Consider the following 17,989-nt stretch of genomic DNA (forward strand, 5'->3'; position numbering starts at 1 on the left):
GGGCAGTGTCAGATTGAAGGCCCCCAGTAAATCGTTAATGTCTGACAATCTAATTATCGGTTACTGTGAAAGGGATCACGGAACATACCGTAACCTCTGACGTACACTTTAACCGTGCAGATACAAAAGTAAACCAAACCGTCTGTACGAGAAACAAAAATAATTTGTTCAGTAAAGGAGAACGTTATGAAAGGCCTGAAAAAAATTGCTCTGGCAACCGCGATTGCCGCTGCTCCATTCGTTGCTCATGCCGACATGCAAGCCCTGGACGATAGTGCCATGGGTAATGTCACTGGCCAGGCTGGTGTAACGATTGAGCTTGAGACCAAAGTTAATATTGGTGAGTTCAGCTACACTGATACCGATGGTTATGGTAACGAGACTGAAGGTGGCTCCTTTGTAGTGAGTGATATCACCATTGGTGGTGCCGCAGTTGGTGGTGGCACCGATCTGATCAACAGAGATGCCAGCCTGTTAGACGATCTGGCGATTGAAATCGATGTTGCTGCAAATGGCGATGCCATTATCCACGTGGCCGGTCTTACTGATAGCGGTAGCAAAGACCCACAGGGTAACCCTGTCATGCTTCCAATTGACTGGGGCGTCGATATCGGTGAAATGAAGCTGAGATCTTCAACCGGCACAGAAACCACTCTGATTTCAGGAATGACTGGTTACGGTTACTTGGCTAAGTTGGATATCGCGGTTCGCAACAATGATAAGTTTGCGGCTGGCCAAAAAGCAGGTACCGGTGCACTTGAATTAACAGCCGCTTTCAACGTCGCGAAGATGGATTTGGATGTTGACTTTTTAAGTGTCGGTATCCGTGATCTGGCGATCTCGGGCTCTTTGCCTGGTAACGGAACGACTGGTAATCCGATGGCCGATGCCTATCTCGCTGCCGGTTATGCATTCTTGGATGTAGATGTCTACAGCGGCGGAGCAAAAGCTGCCGGTGTCGAAGAAGCGCTTAATATTGATGTAAATAACGTATACCTTGATATCACTGTTGGTGACATCTTGGTTGGTAGTAGCACTGCTGGTACATCGCCGGATCTGTCGATTGGTTCTGTAGCATTGAAAAATGTTGCAATCACAGACACCAAGCTAGTGGTATACGGTCACTAATCTGACCTGAACACAAGTAGTGTTAAAACGCCCCGCTCTGCGGGGCGTTTTTCGTTTCTGGAAAACAAATAAAAGAACAGGGTAGTATGAAAAGCAATAAAAAACGGCAGCTTGCGAGTACAAGCTGCCGTTTTGTTTAAGTCTGCATAAGGTAAAGTACTATTTACTGATCAGGCACCCTGATAGAAAGATCAAACCCACCACCTGGCCTTGGCGTTAGTTGAATCGGCCCTTCATTAATCCCTTGTGGAAGATGAATCTGATCAATCCCCGGCGGGTTACCAATGGAGAAGTTCAGGTTCTGCCCGTCAAAGCCAATACCCAGCTGATCGTTAAGAAACGATTGGGTGAATGGTTCATCCGGAATCTGCATCTGCTGACCAAAGATCAGCGGTGGAAGGTTCGGCGTGAAGTCTGCAGGCGGCTGAGCTCTTGCCAGTTCTTCCTGAGGGAGCAGCAGTGCCCGGCGCAGGAATTCTTCTTCAGCGCTAACCAGTGCGTCCGATTGGCCTTCTTCGGTAAGCCGTTGCAGGCCTTCGCGGTAGGCTTCTTCTTCTGCTTCTGTAACAACCGGCTCACCAGGGGAAATGGTAAGAGCGCGGATGATACGCTGGCGGTCGGCTTCCGATTTACGGCCTTCTCTGGGTACGACAATAACCGCAGAATCTTTAACGTAGGTGTCGACCATTTCATCGGAAGTCATGGTCTGGACGCCCCCAAGCGCCGGCATCGCAGCTGCTGCAAGTGTCGCGGCAATGGCCGCTGCGATAGGGGTGGTGCTTTTATTAGTACTTCTAATAAGACTGGCCACGCGGGGATAGTGCCCGCCTGGCAGGTTCAGGTGTTTCATAATCTGGCCTCTTGCTGCGATAAACTCAGGTACGAGGCGTGTCTGAGGTTACAGCAATCAGTACGCATCTCTCTATCAAGCAGTATTCGGGTTGTTCCGCATCATTTCAAGGGTGTGAGTGTCAGTTTGTGATCAGAATCCTTGATTGGTCGTAGAGTTATAAAACCGCTGCGATGCGGGTTAACATGGCAGTGAATGTTCGATGTGTTGAACTTTTATTCAATCTTCCGGCCTCAGGGACATAATGAGCAGACTAATCCGCAGCCGCTGGCAGCGCTGGATCAACCGTCGAATTCCGCGCTCCGATGTGCAGCTACTTACCCAGAAAAATCTTTTCATCTTGCCTACGGCCGCGGGCGTGGTGTTCGGCGTGCTGTTGCTGATCATGCTGCTTACTGCCATTAACTATCAGAACAGTCTTATTTATCTGGTCACTTTTCTCCTTGGTGCCGTGTTTGTGGGTGCCATGCACCAAACCCATCGAAACCTTTCTGGCCTGGAGCTCACATTGGTCCAGGCGGGGGAGGGATTTGCGGGTGATGACATTCTTTTTCGCCTGCGAGCTGCCGCTGGCAAAGACGACGCCATAGCCATCATGCTTTCAGATGACGACACTCAGGTTCGCTTGGGTCATGTGCCATCGGGGCAATCAGCTGATGTGGCATTACCGGTGGTTTCTGCTTTTCGGGGCTATTTGCGACCGGACAGCATCCGAATTGAAACCCGTTTCCCCTTTGGTTTACTCAAGGCCTGGTCCTGGATGAGGCCGGTTTCAGCAGGCGTGGTGTTTCCTCGGCCAATAGCCGCGCCCGACGTGGTCAGTGCGGTGGACGATGGTGATCAATCGGCAAGTGCACGTTCTCCCGAGGGCAATGATCATGCTGAATTAAGGCCCTGGCGTGATGGGGATATGAGCCAGCGCGTGATGTGGAAGCGTTTTGCTCGCAGTGGGCAGATGGTGGTGGCGGATTGGGAGGCCGATAGAGGCAGCCCTCATTGGTTGGATTTTAATGCGTTTTCCGGCACTGACCACGAATTACGGCTCAGTTACTTGTCCTGGCTTGTGATTGAGCGTGGCAAGAGTGGGGCGCGTTTTGGTTTGAATCTGCCCGGCCAGGTAATAGAGCCAGACTCTGGCCAAGCCCATGCAACCCGTTGCCTTCGGGCGCTGGCGGTTTGGGGCCAGGAAAAGCCAAGGGATATGCAAGGCGCGCCCCACGGCACGCGCAGCAATACGGATTCAGGTAAGAAAGCGACGGCAGGGGCGAAGATATGAGTTTTTGGAGCCGGTCAACGCCGGAACCTGAAAAGCAAAGCGACAGCCTGCCATCCCGGGCGCTGCTCTGGTTGATGGCAAGCTTTGCGCTCTTGCTGTCGCCGCAAATTGACCGGCTGCCCGTGTGGCTGATCCTTGTGTGTGTCGCCTTGGCAAGCTGGCGTTGGCTGGCTCAGCAAGGCCGAGTGCGTTTGCCGGGGCGCTGGTTGCGAACCGGGATTATGTTGGCGCTGATTGCAGTTTACCTGGTACGTGTGCAGGGGAGCTTTACCGTGGATACCGCGGCTTCGTTCTTTGTACTCACAGTTGGTTTGAAGTGGCTGGAAACCCGCACTGCCCGTGATTTCTATGTGCTGTTTTATATTCTGGTGTATCTGGCCACTGTGAACTTTCTGTTTCATCAGGAAATCCATTGGGCGCTGGTTAACATCGGCGCCATCGCCTTATTACTGATTGGCTTGCAGGTGCTCAATGCACCGGAGCTTCCCGGTGGTATAAAGGCGGGGTGGCGCAGGTTAGGTGTCATGTTGTTTAAAGTACTGCCGATTGTTGTGCTTTTGTTTGTGTTTTTCCCTCGCATGGAACCTTTATGGAGCGTGCCTTTAGTGTCTGGCAAGGCACGCACGGGCATAAGCGACACCATGCGGCCCGGGGATATATCCAGCCTTGCACAAAGCAGTGCCCGGGCCTTTCGAGTAACCTTTGGTGGCTCCATGCCTGAATACCGGGATAGGTACTGGCGTGGGCTTATTCTGGACACCCTTGACGATGGAACCTGGCGTCAGAGCGGCTATGAGCCTTACCGTCGGCCGGGGCGGGTGGATGTGGATGGCGGCGTTGGCGAGCTGCAACCGCAAGAATACGATGTATTGATGGAGCCAACCGACCAGCGCTGGGCGTTTGCACTCGAACGCTCTGTGGCGGTTTCAGACAACGTTGTGAAAGAAGCAGATGACCTGTTCCGCTTCCGCCGCCCAGCGGATAGCCCGGTTCGGTATAGGCTAGCGCGTGACAACTCGCCAGAACAAACGGTGCTCACCTTGGAGCCCGGGCAAGCCCGCCGCTACCTGCAACTCCCGGCTTCCGGAAACCCGAGGGCGCGCGCATTGGCAGCAGACTTGCGGCAGTCTAATAGTGATGTGGGCGTCATTCGATCGCTTCTTAGCCGGTTCCGGGAGCAACCCTATTTTTACACCCTTCGTCCGCCCAGAATGCCCGATAACGGCATCGACAGCCTGTTATTCGATGACATGCGCGGGTTCTGCGCGCACTATGCTGGCGCGACAACGTTTGTGCTGCGCTCGGCAGGGATTCCTGCAAGAGTTGTTGTCGGTTATCAGGGCGGAGAAAGTGGTGCGGGTGACGAATACCTTGTGGTGCGCCAGTACGACGCCCACGCTTGGGTTGAAGCCTGGGTAGAGGGGCAAGGCTGGGTGCGCATTGACCCTACCGCTGCGATCGCGCCAAACAGAATTGAATCCGGTTTACGGGATGCCGTGGCGGAGGAAGGCTCGTTCCTCGAGAACGAGTGGGCCTCTGCACAGCGGTATGGAGATGTAGCGCTTATTCGTTGGGCCAGTCAGCAGCTTGATCGCATCAACTATCAATGGCAACGCTGGGTAGTTGGCTATCAGGGTCAGAGCCAGATGGATCTCATGTCGCGTTTGCCCGGCGGCTTCGGTATTAAGGAGTTGGGGTATCTTACCGCCGGTATTGTCGGTGTGGGGCTATTGATAGCTGGTTTGATATCGGCGCTGCAAATGCGCCGGGGTGCAAATCGGGATCGTTACGGGCGTGTGCTGGGCGTCTGGTATCAGCTATGTGAGCGTGCAGGGGTGCCAGTCAGAAGTGGCGAAACACCGTCTGCTCTGGCCTCCCGGCTGGCGGCTGCAGAACCGGCGGTGGCGGACTCCGCACGGCTTTTTGCCCGGATGGTAAACAGCCACTATTATAGACCGCAATCCAAATCAGCCCCGGCTCGGGATGGCAGCGATGAGGTACAGCGCATGCGCAGACTACTCGCCACCATGAAGCGACAGCTTCGCAAAGCGAGCAAAAACCAGCGCTCAAACTCCCGGCACCTTGCCCACTCAGGAAAGCATAGTGACTGATATAGCCCTTAAAATGCCTTGGCTTAAAAAGCCTTGGCAAGTGATTCAAAGCCGCCTTTCTGAAGGCAGGTTGCCCCATGCGCTCTTGGTGACCGGTGAGTGTGGTGTAGGAAAACGAGCTTGGGCGGATGCAGTATCAAGTTTGTTGCTGTGTGCTAAGCCCTTGCGAAAAGAAGCCGGAACGCCGGTTGCCTGTGGCCAGTGCCGCCAATGCCAGCTGATTTCAGCATCCAGTCACCCGGATGTTCGGGTGTATGCACCGGAAAAGTCCCGCATGATAAAGATTGAGCAGGTGCGGCAGCTTTCGGCCTTTGCCGTATCCTCTCCGCAAGTTGCCAGTCGCAAGATTGCTGTGATTGACCGCGCAGACCAACTCAATATCAACTCTGCCAATGCCTTACTTAAAACCCTCGAAGAGCCGGTACCCGATTTTGTGCTTATACTTTTACAAGAGAGTGGTCGGCCTGTTTTGCCAACCATCCGCTCCCGGTGTCAGGTATTGTCCATTCCTGTTCCCTCCGCTGAGCAGGCGGAACAATGGCTTGTTGGCGAGGTTGCGGAGCTAGAAGAAGGCAAGCAGCCATCTCCGGAGCTTATGGCTAAGTCGCTAATGCTGGCGGGTAATGCACCGCGTTTGGCGCTGGAGTACGCCACTGGCGAGTTTCCGGCGCTGCGGGATGAGGCGTTCGACAAGTTTCGTCAGTTTATGAAAGGTCAGGTCGCGGTCGCTGAGGCGGCTAAGGCTTTTAAAGCATTGGGATTGGAAGACATGCTTTGGCTGTTTGAAGGCTGGGCCTCGGACTTGGCCCGGTTATGTGCCGGAGGTACAGCAAACGATCATGAAGCCGGGGAAATGTTGGGTTTTTTGGCGAGTAGAAACCCGGCTTGGCGTGCCCATGAGTTGCTGGATCAGGTGCGCGAGACCCGGGCGGCTGGTGTATATAACGTCAACCCCGAGCTCGAGGCCAGTCGGTTGCTGATTGCTTGGCGTGAGCTGATGCCCACAAAGCGTCGGGCGTCGTGATTGCGCGTTTAGCAAGAACACCTGCTATCATCAGGGATTATCAGGGGTTTTTCTCCCGCACGTTTGGTTTAACGTTTTAACATTCATTTTAGAAGGTGTCAGATATGGGGCCCGGATTTGGTGCGCGCAGCGGCATTCTTACCCTAACGATTAAGGACAAAGCGGTTTTATACGCCGCTTACATGCCATACATTCGCCAGGGCGGTCTTTTTATACCTACCCAAAAGCAATACCAGCTCGGCGATGAAGTGTTTCTGCTACTAAACCTGATGGATGAGCCGGAGAAGCTGCCGGTTGCAGGCAAGGTTATCTGGATTACGCCTAAAGGCGCGCAGGGGAACCGTGCGGCCGGCATTGGTGTTCAGTTCAATGGCGATGATGAAAGCGCCAAGACCAAGATTGAATCCTATCTTGCAGGCTCGCTCAGCTCTGATCGCCCGACACACACAATGTGAGGCCCGCTTCCCAGATGAACGATCTTGCCCTTTCGGCCGCTGATGCGGGTAGTTCGGCAGGGGCCTACGAGATGGTGTGGCCCCTGAGGCACATCACGCTTGCAGGTCTCAGTTGGCCAGCATCGGATGCTCAGAAATCTGCCGAGCCGCCCGTGATCATGCTTCATGGTTGGTTGGATAACAGTCTGACTTTCTCCAAAATAGCGACGGAACTGGCGCAGTGGTCGTCGCTGTATGCTGTGGATATGGCAGGTCACGGGCATTCCGGCCATCGCCCGGCTGGGCAAAGTTACCAGTTAATGGATTACGTTGCGGACCTTGCCGAACTGATTGAAACGCACTTCTGCGAATCCGGGCAGTTCGAACAGGTGGATGTGGTTGGCCATTCATTAGGCGGCATTGTGGGCGCGCTCTACGCTGCGGCGTTTCCGGAGCGGGTGCGCAAGCTGGTTATGATCGACAGCCTAGGCGCACTTAGCCGACCAGTCAGTGAGACGGTTCCGCAACTTCGTAAGTCCATCAAAAAACGCATAGCAGGTTCCGGTCGGCCAGCGGTTTATCCAGACGTTGTGACGGCGGCCAAGGTTCGTGAGGGTGGGCTTAGCCCGCTCAGCCACGAAGCGGCACTGGCACTGATTCGCCGAAACCTGAAGCCAGAAAATGGCGGTTACGGCTGGCGCACAGATGCCAGACTAAGGCACCCGTCTCCATTGATGATGACGGAGGAGCAAGTTTTGGCTTCGCTAAAGGCTGTTAAGGCACCAACCCTGTTTGTGCGCGCTCAGGAAGGGTTGCTGGCTAACCGAAAAGGGTTGGATAGCCGTGCGGACGCCGTACCAGATTTGCACACGGTGGATGTACCCGGAGGGCATCATTGTCACCTTGATGGGGATACCCGCCCGGTAGTCGATGCCGTCAGACACTTTCTTGAGAATGAGTGATACCTTGCCAAAGACTTTTGTAGCGAGCTTTATAATTTCTGTGCTGCTTTCGACAGCTTCTGCTATTGCCAGTGCTGCGATGCCTGAAACTACGCCACAGCCATTCGCACAGTCGACGCTCGAGATAACGGCGCCCATTGAGTCGTCTGGCCACCTCGTATTGTTTAGCCCGGTACGGGAAGTTAACAACGAGATTCGCTCAGAAACCATGGCCCGGTTGCCGGTGTCTGGGGAAGGTCGTCTCTATCAGATTTCACGGGATGCCAACCGCCGGGAAGCACTGGAACACTACCTTGGGCTGCTGCGTGATCGTGGCGCGCAAATCCTGTTCGAGTGCTCGGGCATTCGGTGTGGCCGTAGCAACGTTTGGGCAAACCAGATATTTAATCAACCCGTTCTCTACGGTAGGGATGGCACTCAAGATTATTTAGTGGCAGGTGTAGTAGCCGACGATGGCAGCCGCTGGTTGACGTCTGTATACACGGTTACCCGGGGCAATCTTAGAGAATACGTGTGGGTAGAGCACTTGAAGGTTGCGCCTGGCGCTTCAATTCCCGGCCTTGGCTCGGTTAATAACCGTATTGTGGGGCCGGTGATTGTGCCTTGGCAGGGCGGCGTTACCTACCGGTTTAACTGGCAGGCCACGGATCGCCGAAAGGTTAGTGATCTTGCCCGGATTGAGGGTGCCAAGGTGATTCTTGTTGGTTACTCTGCGCTCGGGGGGAATGAATCTTTCAGCGGCGCCATGGAGCGAGCCCGCAAGGCGGCAGAGTCGCTTTCGGAGGTTTTGGCGAAAACCGGTGTTTCCAGACAACAGCAGGAATTGGTCATTGTGGGGCCGTCTGTGGTTGTTTCGGATGCTGCTCGCCAAGGCGATCGGGTTGAAGTAATGGTTGTGACGCAGTAGATCTAAAGAAGAAGCCTTTAACGGGGTAGTCAAGTGCCTGATAATGATGCATCCAAGGTTCTGAAGAGTTCAGACCTATCGGCCGTCGAGTCGAACGCCAGCACTAAGCCTAAGCCTCCTGAACGCAAACGCCAGACCGTTGCCTTAACCTTGGGTAGTGGCGGTGCAAGAGGCTATGCCCACATAGGTGCTATCGAAGTTCTTGCTGAGCGCGATTACAACATTGTGGCTATTTCCGGCTGCTCTATGGGCGCTCTGGTGGGCGGTATGTATGCAGCAGGCAAGATGCAAGACTACAAGGACTGGGTAACCGGATTGGGCCAGTTTGATGTGCTCAAATTGCTGGATCTAACCTTCAACTCGGTTGGTGCAATTCGAGGTGAAAAGATCTTTTCAATCGTGCGGGAGATGCTGGGGGATACTCGAATTGAGAATCTACCTCTGCATTACACCGCCGTTGCAACGGATTTGTTGGCGCACAAGGAAATCTGGTTTCAAGAAGGCCCATTAGACAGAGCGATTCGTGCTTCCGTAGCCATTCCAAGCGTTGTCACTCCCATGGTTTTGGATGGCCGGGTTCTGGTTGATGGTGCATTGCTAAATCCGCTGCCTATTATTCCGACCATTTCAGCCCATGCTGACCTCGTGTTTGCAGTGAATCTCAGCGGCGAAGAAGATCGACGGCAACGGTTGCCCGATGCTGCTTTTATGCATAATGAGCATGGAGCGGCCAACGAGAACGCGGATGAGTGGGTGGATAGGTTTCGCGACAAGGCCTCCCGCTGGTTTGACTGGGATACGTTAAAATCTTTGGGTGCGGGAAAAGCGGATGCTGACGAAAGCCCCGAGGATAAAATTTCGAAAGAAGTGCAGAAAAAGAGCCGTAATAAACAAGACGATAACAAGCGTCAGGAAGAACACGAAACAATCAACTGGGACAAGCTGGGCCTCGGCAAGTTCGACGTTATGAACTTGACCATCGAAACCATGCAGAGCGCTCTGGTGCAATACAAGCTTGCTGGCTACCCGCCAGATTTGCTGGTTAACATCCCTAAAAACTCCTGCCGTATTTATGACTTCCATAAGGCACCGGAACTGATTCAATTGGGGCGTGAGCGCATGGCTGCGGCTTTGGATCGGTTTGAAGAAAACAGGAACAGCTCTGGGCCTTTGGCCGTATGAGCCTATAAGGCTGAACCCTAATTTGGTGGCTGCAGCAAGGCCTTGAAACAGCGTATAATCCGCGCTGAATCCGACATGACAGGAAACCGTGTTTGTGACCAGCCCGATTGACGATCTTCACACCGTTCGCGATTACCTTCGTTACGCGTCTTCACAGTTTGCCGCTTCGCCGGTTTTTTTCGGCCATGGCACGGATAACGTGTGGGACGAGGCCGTGCAGTTGGTGATGCGCAGCCTGCACCTACCGCTAGAAAACAACACCCTGTTTCTGGATGCAAGGCTGACCCGGGAAGAGCGCTTGCTTATTATTGAGCGCCTTCGTCGTCGCATCGATGAGCGTGTTCCACTGGCGTATCTGTTGGGTGAAGCTTGGTTTATGGGTATGCCGTTCAATGTGGATGAACGGGTTTTAGTACCACGCTCGCCAATTGGGGAGTTGATTGAAAACGGATTTCAGCCCTGGCTTGGCGATAAGCCTGTTGAGCGAATTCTCGATCTTTGCACCGGAAGCGGCTGTATCGGCATAGGGGCGGCCTCGGTATTCGAGAATGCCACCGTTGATTTGTCGGACGTATCGCTGGAGGCTCTGGCAGTCGCAGAATCCAACATTGATTTGCATGAGCTTCACGGCCGTGTGCGCACGGTAGAGTCGGATGTGTTCGCGAATATCACCGGTCAGTACGATATCATTGTCAGCAATCCGCCCTATGTTGATGCAGAAGACATGGGTGACATGCCGGACGAGTTTCATCATGAGCCGGTGTTGGGCCTTGCAGCGGGCAGTGATGGGTTGGATATTGCCCATCGGATTATTGCCGGAGCAGCGGAGCATCTTGCGCCCGGCGGCCTGCTGGTAGTCGAGGTTGGGAATAGCTGGGTAGCTCTGGATGAGGCGTATCCGGAACTTCCGTTCACTTGGCTGGAGTTCAATAATGGCGGCGACGGTGTTTTTGCGATTACCGAGCAGGACCTCCACCAGTGGCAAAACAATCGTTAATCTAATTTGTTACATCACCTTTATAAGATATTGAATTATGTCAGGAAACACGTTCGGAAAACTGTTTAGCGTTACAACGTTTGGCGAGAGCCATGGGGCTGCTCTGGGCTGTATTATTGATGGCTGCCCGCCGGGGTTGGAGCTTTCAGAGGCCGATATGCAGGCCGATCTGGATCGCCGTAAGCCCGGTACTTCCCGGCATACCACCCAGCGCCGTGAAGCGGATGAGGTTCGCATTCTTTCCGGTGTGTTCGAGGGTAAAACCACGGGCACGCCCATTGGGCTGATTATTGAAAATACAGATCAGCGCTCGAAGGATTACTCAAAGATTTCAGAGCAGTTCCGCCCGGCCCACGCCGACTACACCTATATGCATAAGTATGGGGTGCGGGATTACCGTGGTGGTGGCCGCTCTTCGGCCCGTGAAACGGCTATGAGGGTTGCAGCCGGTGCGGTGGCTCGGAAGTTTTTGCAGGAGCGTTTGGGTATTCGTATCCGTGGGTATTTGTCGGAGCTTGGGCCGGTGCGAGCAGAGAAGCTCGATTGGGATCAGGTGCATCAAAATCCGTTTTTCTGTCCTGATGCCGATAAGGTGCCGGAGATGGAGGCCTATATGGATGCTCTCCGCAAGGAAGGCGATTCTATTGGAGCACGGATTAATGTGGTGGCTGAAGGTGTTCCGCCGGGGTTAGGTGAGCCGGTGTTTGATCGGTTGGATGCAGATTTGGCGCATGCTCTGATGAGTATTAATGCGGTGAAGGGCGTTGAGATTGGTGCGGGCTTTGGGTGTATTACGCAAAAGGGTACGGAGCATCGGGATGAGATGACTCCGGAGGGCTTTTTGTCGAATCATGCTGGCGGTGTGCTTGGTGGGATTTCGTCAGGGCAGCCGCTGCTTGCGAGTATTGCTCTGAAGCCGACGTCGAGTTTGCGTTTGCCGGGGCGTGGTATTGATGTGCACGGTAATCCGGTGGAGGTTATTACGACTGGGCGGCATGACCCTTGTGTAGGAATCCGTGCTACGCCTATTGCTGAGGCAATGATGGCGATTGTGCTGATGGATCATTATTTGCGCCATCGTGGTCAGAATGGTGATGTTTCTGTTGCTACGCCGGTTATTGGGCAGCTTTGAGCCTGATAGCTTAGGTGTAGCGATCCAGTCAGGTAAAACTGTTCAAAAAACGCCCGTAAATACATCCATGTAGGGCTTCGTCGCGCCATCCTTGGCGCTCCAGATTTTTGAACAGTCTCACCTGACCGGATCACCATAGGCCGTGGTTTACCTGACTATGCTGGCTTCACACTCGCTAACTCTTGCTCTGATTTCCCTCTTCTTCTTGAACAATCCTCAGCAACGCCTTCGCGGCGTTACCCGGTTGCCGGCCGGTTAGTCCGATGCCGCCAAGAACCCGTGTAACCGAATTTCCAGCTTCCGTTCCTTTTGCCAGAACGCCTTCAAGCACTTTCAGGCTTTCATCTGCCATGCGGAGTGGTAATACGCTCCAGCCGAGGCCGACGCTGGTCATCATTTTTAGGGTTTCTAGGTAGTTGGTGGGCATTTGTGGGTTTAAGGGTAGGTTTGCCTCCAGAAATAGGCGGCTTACTACACGGTAGGTTGAGGTTGAGGTATCCGGTAGTAGGGCCGGGTGCTGTGCCAGGTCAGCGAGCTTGGGTGCTTTTATTGCAGCTAGTGGGTGGTCGGTGCCCACTACAAAGGCCATGGGGTCGGGCCATTGGGCGAATACGTGGAAGCTTGCGGGCATGCTGTCGCTGAGGGTTACGAAGGCCAGTTCGGCGTTGCGTTTGCGCATTTGTTCGTAGGCGGCGTCGGATTCCATGAACTGTAGGTTTATGGTTATCTGGGGGTATTCACGTTTGAACCGTCTTAGCCATTTGGGTAGGTGATGAAGGCCTATGTGGTGGCTGGCGATGATGTGTAGCTCACCTTCCAGTAAGCCGGAGTCTGGCGAGAGGGCGATGCGGGCGTTATGTATTTCGTCGAGGATTTTGCGCGCGTGGGGCAGTAGTCGGCTTCCTGAGTCGGTGAGGCGGATTTGTCTTTGGCTTCGGTCGATGAGTGTTTCGCCAAGTTGGTTTTCTAGAGCTGCAAGCCGTTTGCTGATGGCGGGTTGGCTTAGGTGCAGTTGCTCCGCAGCCTCTGAAAAAGAGCCTTGGTCGACGATGGTGATGAAGGCTTTGAGTGCGTTTGAGTCCACGGTTTGTGTTCCTACGGTGTTTGTCAGCAAAGGCTATCGTATAACCGAACGGAATGCGATGAATGATAAACATGAATTGCGGTTATGTTTTCTGTGGCTGTATGATAGGTGCAAGATTTAGGCTGAATAGCCATAGATAGCACTAAAAAAATGTACCTCCAGAGAGTGAGAGAGAATCATGGCGGGTAAGACCTTATACGATAAGTTGTGGGACGATCATTTGGTCAAGCAGCGGGACGATGGTTCGGCGCTGATTTATATTGATCGTCAGTTGTTGCACGAAGTAACTTCACCGCAGGCCTTTGAGGGTCTGCGCTTGGCTAATCGCAAGCCGTGGCGCATTGATGCCAATTTGGCAACCCCAGACCACAACGTTCCGACTACAGATCGAGCGAAGGGTATTGAGGGCATTGTTGATCCGGTATCTCGTATTCAGGTAGAAACACTGGGCAAGAACTGCGACGAGTTCGGTATTCTTGAATTCAAGATCATGGATCAGCGTCAGGGGATTGTGCACGTTATTGGACCAGAGCAGGGCGCAACGCTGCCGGGAATGACCATTGTGTGCGGTGATTCCCATACGTCCACTCACGGTGCATTTGGTTGCCTTGCCCACGGCATAGGTACATCCGAAGTTGAGCATGTGCTGGCAACCCAGTGTTTGGTGCAGCAGAAGATGAAGAACATGCTGGTGAAGGTAAACGGCCAGCTCGGCAAGGGTGTTACCGGCAAAGATGTTGTACTGGCTATCATCGGTAAGATTGGTACCGCTGGCGGCACTGGCCACGCTATCGAGTTTGGTGGTGAGGCGATTCAGAGCTTGAGCATGGAAGGTCGTATGACCATTTGTAATATGGCCATTGAAGCCGGTGCTCGGGTGGGTATGGTTGCTGTAGATGGCACGACCATCGATTATGTGAAAGGTCGGCCTTTCTCTCCTACGGGCGAAACCTGGGATGCCGCCGTTAAATATTGGCGCACGTTGCACAGTGATTTGGATGCTGAGTTCGACAAGATTGTTGAGTTGGACGGCGCGGAAATCATGCCGCAGGTAAGTTGGGGAACTTCTCCGGAGATGGTTGCGGATGTTACAGGTAATGTGCCAGACCCAGCCAAAGAAGAGGACCCCATTAAGCGCGAAGGCATCGAACGTGCCCTCAAGTACATGGGCTTGCAAGCAAATCAGGCAATCACAGACATAATGCTCGATAGGGTCTTTATCGGTTCCTGCACCAACAGCCGCATTGAAGATCTGCGTGAGGCCGCGTCTGTAGTGAAAGGACGTAAGGTTGCGAATAGCTTGAAGCAGGCGATGGTTGTTCCGGGTTCCGGTTTGGTGAAGGCACAGGCGGAAGCCGAAGGTCTTGATCAGGTGTTCATTGATGCCGGCCTCGAGTGGCGCGACCCAGGCTGTTCCATGTGTCTGGCTATGAATGCCGACAAGTTGGGGCAGGGTGAGCACTGTGCTTCAACGTCTAACCGTAACTTTGAGGGCCGTCAGGGATTCGGGGGTCGGACACACTTGGTGAGCCCTGCCATGGCAGCCGCCGCCGCAATCGCCGGTCACTTTGTTGATGTTCGCGAATTGCTGAACTGAGCCACAGGAGAGAACAGAACCATGCGCGCATTTACGCAACACCAAGGCATTGTTGCCCCCATGGACCGTTCCAATGTGGATACGGACATGATTATTCCCAAGCAGTTTTTGAAATCCATCAAGCGTACGGGCTTTGGCCCCAATCTGTTTGATGAGCTGCGCTATCTCGACGAAGGTAAGCCGGATCAAGACAGCTCCCAGCGCCCGCTGAACCCGGACTTTGTGCTCAATCAGCCCCGTTATAAGGGCGCTAGCGTACTTTTGGCTAGAAGTAATTTTGGTTGTGGCTCAAGTCGCGAGCATGCTCCCTGGGCACTTGATGATTACGGTTTTCGGGTTGTTATCGCTCCGAGCTTTGCCGATATTTTCTATAATAACTGCTTTAAGAATGGCTTGTTACCTATTGTTCTTGATGAAAAAATTGTTGATCAGTTGTTCCAAGAAGCTGAGAGCTCGGAAGGCTATAAGCTGACAGTAGATCTGGAGGCGAAAACCGTGGTCACGCCGTCTGGCGAGTCGTTCGGCTTTGATGTGGATGATTTTCGTCGTCACTGCTTGTTGCATGGCCTCGACGATATTGGCGTAACTCTGGAAGACGCAGAACTGATCAAATCCTATGAAGATCAGCGCCGCCAAACAGCTCCTTGGCTATTTGGCGCTGGTCAGTAGGCTGCGCTCCGGTGAACTGCTGAGATATAGACCCCATTAAGCCGGGTGCGTGAATCGTCACCCGGCGATAGTTAATCCGCCGTGCCAAAATGGTCCGGTTTACCAAGATTTGGAAGCTCATTATGTCTAGAAATGTACTTCTTCTACCAGGCGACGGCATAGGCCCTGAAATCGTTGCGGAAGCCGAAAAAATCCTGCACGCCATTAATGAAAAATTTGATCTAAAGCTAACGTTTAATACCGGTCTCGTTGGTGGAGCTGCGTTGGACGAAGCGGATAATCCCTTGCCGGATGAGACGCTTGATATGGCCCGCAAGGCCGATGCGATTTTGCTGGGCGCCGTAGGGGGGCCAAAGTGGGATAGCCTTCCTATGGCAAAACGTCCCGAGAAGGGGCTGCTTGGCTTGCGCTCGAATCTGAAGCTGTTTGCCAACCTGCGCCCGGCTATTCTGTACCCGCAACTTGCGTCTGCATCCTCCCTCAAGCCCGAGGTGGTTTCGGGTCTGGATATTATGATTGTGCGTGAGCTCACAGGTGGTATCTACTTTGGCCAGCCGCGCGGTGTTCGTCAGCTCGAAAGCGGCGAGCGTCAGGGCTACAATACCTATGCCTATACAGAGTCTGAAATTCGCCGCATCGGCCGGGTTGGGTTTGAGGCGGCGCAGCAGCGTGGCAAAAAATTATGCTCCGTAGACAAAGCCAATGTTCTTGAAGTGACCGTTTTGTGGCGTGAAATCATGAACGAGTTGCAGAGTGAATATCCGGATGTAGAACTATCCCACATGTACGTGGATAACGCGGCAATGCAGCTGGTTCGTGCACCTAAGCAGTTCGACGTGATTGTGACTGGAAACATGTTTGGTGATATTCTTTCAGACGAAGCAGCCATGCTCACAGGTTCTATTGGCATGTTGCCGTCAGCATCGCTGAATTCTGAGAAGCAGGGTATGTATGAGCCTTGCCATGGGTCGGCGCCAGATATAGCTGGCAAAGGTATTGCCAATCCGCTTGCTACAATTATCAGTGCGGCCATGATGTTGCGGTACAGTCTTGATGAAGAGAAGGCTGCGGCGGCCATTGAGGCGGCTGTGAACAAGGTACTGGATCAGGGGTTGCGCACGGCAGATATTATGTCGGAAGGCGGCACCCGGGTTTCTACCCGCGAAATGGGTGATGCGGTACTGGCTGCTCTGTAATTTACAATACCACCCGACAGCAACACGATGCGGTTGCTGCGGGATCATTCACCCTGTCCCAGCCAGCGATAAAGGTTGAGGGCGGGCATAACGCGAGGTTCAAAGGTCGCACATGAAGCGAGTTGGACTTGTAGGTTGGCGCGGCATGGTGGGCTCAGTGCTCATGCAGCGTATGCGCGAAGAAAACGATTTTGCTGATATCGAACCGGTATTTTTCACCACATCTCAGGCTGGTCAGCCAGCTCCGGATGTGGGCAAAGACGGCGTGCCGCCTTTGCAGGATGCTTTCGATATCGAAACTCTTAAAACTCTGGATGTGGTTTTGACATGTCAGGGTGGCGATTACACAAGCGCGGTTTATCAGAAGCTGCGCGATTCAGGCTGGCAAGGTTACTGGATTGATGCGGCATCTTCGCTGCGCATGGCGGATCATTCCGTTATTGTTTTGGATCCGGTGAACCGCAACGTAATTGATGCAGCCCTTGATAAAGGCGTTAAAGACTACATCGGTGGTAACTGCACTGTAAGTTTGATGATGCTGGCTCTGGGTGGTTTGCTGGAGCAAGATCTGATTGAGTGGGTGTCGCCCATGACTTATCAGGCAGCTTCTGGTTCCGGTGCGCAAAACATGCGTGAATTGCTTAACCAAATGGGTGAGCTGAACCGCAGTGTTAGTGACGAGCTGGCTAGCCCGTCTTCTGCGATTTTGGACATCGACCGCAAGATTACTGAAACCATGCGCTCTGATGGTTTTCCGACCGAGCACTTCCAAGTTCCTCTGGCTGGCAGCCTGATACCGTTTATCGATAAGCAACTTGATAACGGTATGAGCAAAGAAGAGTGGAAGGCAGGTGTTGAGACCAATAAAATTCTTGGTCGCTCAGATAATCCGATTCCAATTGACGGAATCTGTGTGCGAATTGGCGCCATGCGTTCCCACAGTCAGGCGCTCACGATCAAGCTCAAGAAAGACCTAACGGTTGCAGAAATTGAGTCGATTCTGGCAAACGCCAACGACTGGGTGAAAGTCATACCGAATGATCGTGATGCAACCATCGAAGAGCTGACGCCTGCCAAGGTAACAGGCACCCTGAGTGTGCCCATAGGGCGCATCAGAAAGCTCGCTATGGGGCCAGAGTACATTTCTGCGTTCACCGTAGGTGATCAGCTGCTATGGGGTGCTGCTGAGCCTCTGCGCCGTATGTTACGGATATTGCAGGCGCGTTAAGAAATGTTACACAGAGGCAATTAATGCCAACTGTGTCCGGTTTCAGAAAGCCGGTTAGGGGGCGGAGGCTGATTTCAGGCTCCGCCCCTGTTATTTTCAGGAACACTAGTGGGTTCCGCGCAACTGATAAAAAAATGGTGCAAGGAATGCGGCTGATTGATTGATAAAAGAGGTTTTATCAACAATACTTGCCAAACTGAACGTTAAAGTTT

At 53.3% G+C, this 17,989-nt stretch carries 16 protein-coding genes; 14 read left to right on the plus strand and 2 right to left on the minus strand.

The genetic code is table 11. The annotated features are described in order from the left end of the window. Positions 1 to 186 precede the first annotated feature (186 nt). Complete coding sequence (locus MWU62_RS09090) at positions 187 to 1,128, plus strand: DUF6160 family protein (RefSeq protein ID WP_247114555.1); 942 nt, start codon at positions 187 to 189, stop codon at positions 1,126 to 1,128. 163 nt (positions 1,129 to 1,291) lie between these two features. Here MWU62_RS09090 and MWU62_RS09095 read toward each other — a convergent pair whose 3' ends face one another. After that, a complete protein-coding gene (locus MWU62_RS09095) occupies positions 1,292 to 1,858 on the minus strand; it encodes a hypothetical protein (RefSeq protein WP_348645640.1) in 567 nt (188 codons plus the stop codon). A gap of 364 nt (positions 1,859 to 2,222) precedes the next feature. On the opposite strand from MWU62_RS09095, the gene MWU62_RS09100 reads away from it, so the two are divergent. From MWU62_RS09100 to aroC, 9 genes are all read left to right on the plus strand, one after another. Continuing rightward, positions 2,223 to 3,254: a DUF58 domain-containing protein gene (locus MWU62_RS09100; protein WP_247114557.1), complete on the plus strand. Its 1,032-nt coding sequence runs from the start codon at positions 2,223 to 2,225 to the stop codon at positions 3,252 to 3,254. Then, positions 3,251 to 5,365, plus strand: coding sequence for a DUF3488 and transglutaminase-like domain-containing protein (locus MWU62_RS09105; protein WP_247114558.1), 2,115 nt, complete (start codon positions 3,251 to 3,253; stop codon positions 5,363 to 5,365). The genes MWU62_RS09100 and MWU62_RS09105 overlap by 4 nt, the downstream gene beginning before the upstream one ends. Beyond that, positions 5,358 to 6,389, plus strand: coding sequence for a DNA polymerase III subunit delta' (holB, locus tag MWU62_RS09110; RefSeq protein ID WP_247114559.1), 1,032 nt, complete (start codon positions 5,358 to 5,360; stop codon positions 6,387 to 6,389). Before MWU62_RS09105 ends, holB begins: the two co-directional genes overlap by 8 nt. A 104-nt stretch (positions 6,390 to 6,493) precedes the next feature. Further along, on the plus strand, positions 6,494 to 6,844 hold the full coding sequence (locus MWU62_RS09115) for a PilZ domain-containing protein (RefSeq protein ID WP_200200787.1): 351 nt from the start codon (positions 6,494 to 6,496) through the stop codon (positions 6,842 to 6,844). A gap of 14 nt (positions 6,845 to 6,858) precedes the next feature. Then, entirely contained in the window at positions 6,859 to 7,785 is a 927-nt protein-coding gene (locus MWU62_RS09120; RefSeq protein WP_247114560.1) for an alpha/beta hydrolase, read from the plus strand. Between the two features lie 4 nt (positions 7,786 to 7,789). After that, a complete protein-coding gene (locus MWU62_RS09125) occupies positions 7,790 to 8,692 on the plus strand; it encodes a DUF4892 domain-containing protein (protein ID WP_348645638.1) in 903 nt (300 codons plus the stop codon). Positions 8,693 to 8,752: 60 nt separating this feature from the next. Beyond that, complete coding sequence (locus tag MWU62_RS09130) at positions 8,753 to 9,874, plus strand: patatin-like phospholipase family protein (protein ID WP_281494856.1); 1,122 nt, start codon at positions 8,753 to 8,755, stop codon at positions 9,872 to 9,874. Positions 9,875 to 9,968: 94 nt separating this feature from the next. Then, entirely contained in the window at positions 9,969 to 10,871 is a 903-nt protein-coding gene (gene prmB / locus MWU62_RS09135; protein WP_247114563.1) for a 50S ribosomal protein L3 N(5)-glutamine methyltransferase, read from the plus strand. A gap of 37 nt (positions 10,872 to 10,908) precedes the next feature. Next, complete coding sequence (gene aroC / locus MWU62_RS09140) at positions 10,909 to 12,003, plus strand: chorismate synthase (RefSeq protein WP_247114564.1); 1,095 nt, start codon at positions 10,909 to 10,911, stop codon at positions 12,001 to 12,003. A gap of 175 nt (positions 12,004 to 12,178) precedes the next feature. On the opposite strand, the gene MWU62_RS09145 is transcribed toward aroC, so the two are convergent. Beyond that, positions 12,179 to 13,087, minus strand: a complete 909-nt coding sequence (locus MWU62_RS09145; protein ID WP_247114565.1) for a LysR family transcriptional regulator — start codon at positions 13,085 to 13,087, stop codon at positions 12,179 to 12,181. 178 nt (positions 13,088 to 13,265) lie between these two features. Here MWU62_RS09145 and leuC point away from each other — a divergent pair, with 178 nt between their 5' ends. The 4 genes from leuC to asd all read left to right on the plus strand — a co-directional run bounded on the left by leuC (position 13,266) and on the right by asd (position 17,777). Further along, entirely contained in the window at positions 13,266 to 14,684 is a 1,419-nt protein-coding gene (leuC, locus tag MWU62_RS09150; protein ID WP_247114566.1) for a 3-isopropylmalate dehydratase large subunit, read from the plus strand. 21 nt (positions 14,685 to 14,705) lie between these two features. Further along, positions 14,706 to 15,353: a 3-isopropylmalate dehydratase small subunit gene (leuD, locus tag MWU62_RS09155; RefSeq protein WP_247114567.1), complete on the plus strand. Its 648-nt coding sequence runs from the start codon at positions 14,706 to 14,708 to the stop codon at positions 15,351 to 15,353. Between the two features lie 122 nt (positions 15,354 to 15,475). Continuing rightward, positions 15,476 to 16,549, plus strand: coding sequence for a 3-isopropylmalate dehydrogenase (gene leuB, locus MWU62_RS09160; protein WP_247114568.1), 1,074 nt, complete (start codon positions 15,476 to 15,478; stop codon positions 16,547 to 16,549). Positions 16,550 to 16,661: 112 nt separating this feature from the next. Then, positions 16,662 to 17,777, plus strand: a complete 1,116-nt coding sequence (gene asd / locus MWU62_RS09165) for an aspartate-semialdehyde dehydrogenase (protein ID WP_247114569.1) — start codon at positions 16,662 to 16,664, stop codon at positions 17,775 to 17,777. The last annotated feature ends 212 nt before the right edge of the window (positions 17,778 to 17,989 follow it).

The organism is Marinobacter sp. S6332 (genome assembly GCF_023016045.1).
Classification (GTDB): domain Bacteria; phylum Pseudomonadota; class Gammaproteobacteria; order Pseudomonadales; family Oleiphilaceae; genus Marinobacter.

Excerpts from the sequence above, each read along its gene's own strand:
- MWU62_RS09090 (WP_247114555.1), top strand. The coding sequence starts at position 187 with ATGAAAGGCCTGAAAAAAATTGCTCTGGCAACCGCGATTGCCGCTGCT.
- MWU62_RS09095 (WP_348645640.1), bottom strand. The coding sequence starts at position 1,858 with ATGCCGGCGCTTGGGGGCGTCCAGACCATGACTTCCGATGAAATGGTC.
- MWU62_RS09100 (WP_247114557.1), top strand. The coding sequence starts at position 2,223 with ATGAGCAGACTAATCCGCAGCCGCTGGCAGCGCTGGATCAACCGTCGA.
- MWU62_RS09105 (WP_247114558.1), top strand. The coding sequence starts at position 3,251 with ATGAGTTTTTGGAGCCGGTCAACGCCGGAACCTGAAAAGCAAAGCGAC.
- MWU62_RS09115 (WP_200200787.1), top strand. The coding sequence starts at position 6,494 with ATGGGGCCCGGATTTGGTGCGCGCAGCGGCATTCTTACCCTAACGATT.
- MWU62_RS09120 (WP_247114560.1), top strand. The coding sequence starts at position 6,859 with ATGAACGATCTTGCCCTTTCGGCCGCTGATGCGGGTAGTTCGGCAGGG.
- aroC (WP_247114564.1), top strand. The coding sequence starts at position 10,909 with ATGTCAGGAAACACGTTCGGAAAACTGTTTAGCGTTACAACGTTTGGC.
- leuC (WP_247114566.1), top strand. The coding sequence starts at position 13,266 with ATGGCGGGTAAGACCTTATACGATAAGTTGTGGGACGATCATTTGGTC.
- leuD (WP_247114567.1), top strand. The coding sequence starts at position 14,706 with ATGCGCGCATTTACGCAACACCAAGGCATTGTTGCCCCCATGGACCGT.
- leuB (WP_247114568.1), top strand. The coding sequence starts at position 15,476 with ATGTCTAGAAATGTACTTCTTCTACCAGGCGACGGCATAGGCCCTGAA.
- asd (WP_247114569.1), top strand. The coding sequence starts at position 16,662 with ATGAAGCGAGTTGGACTTGTAGGTTGGCGCGGCATGGTGGGCTCAGTG.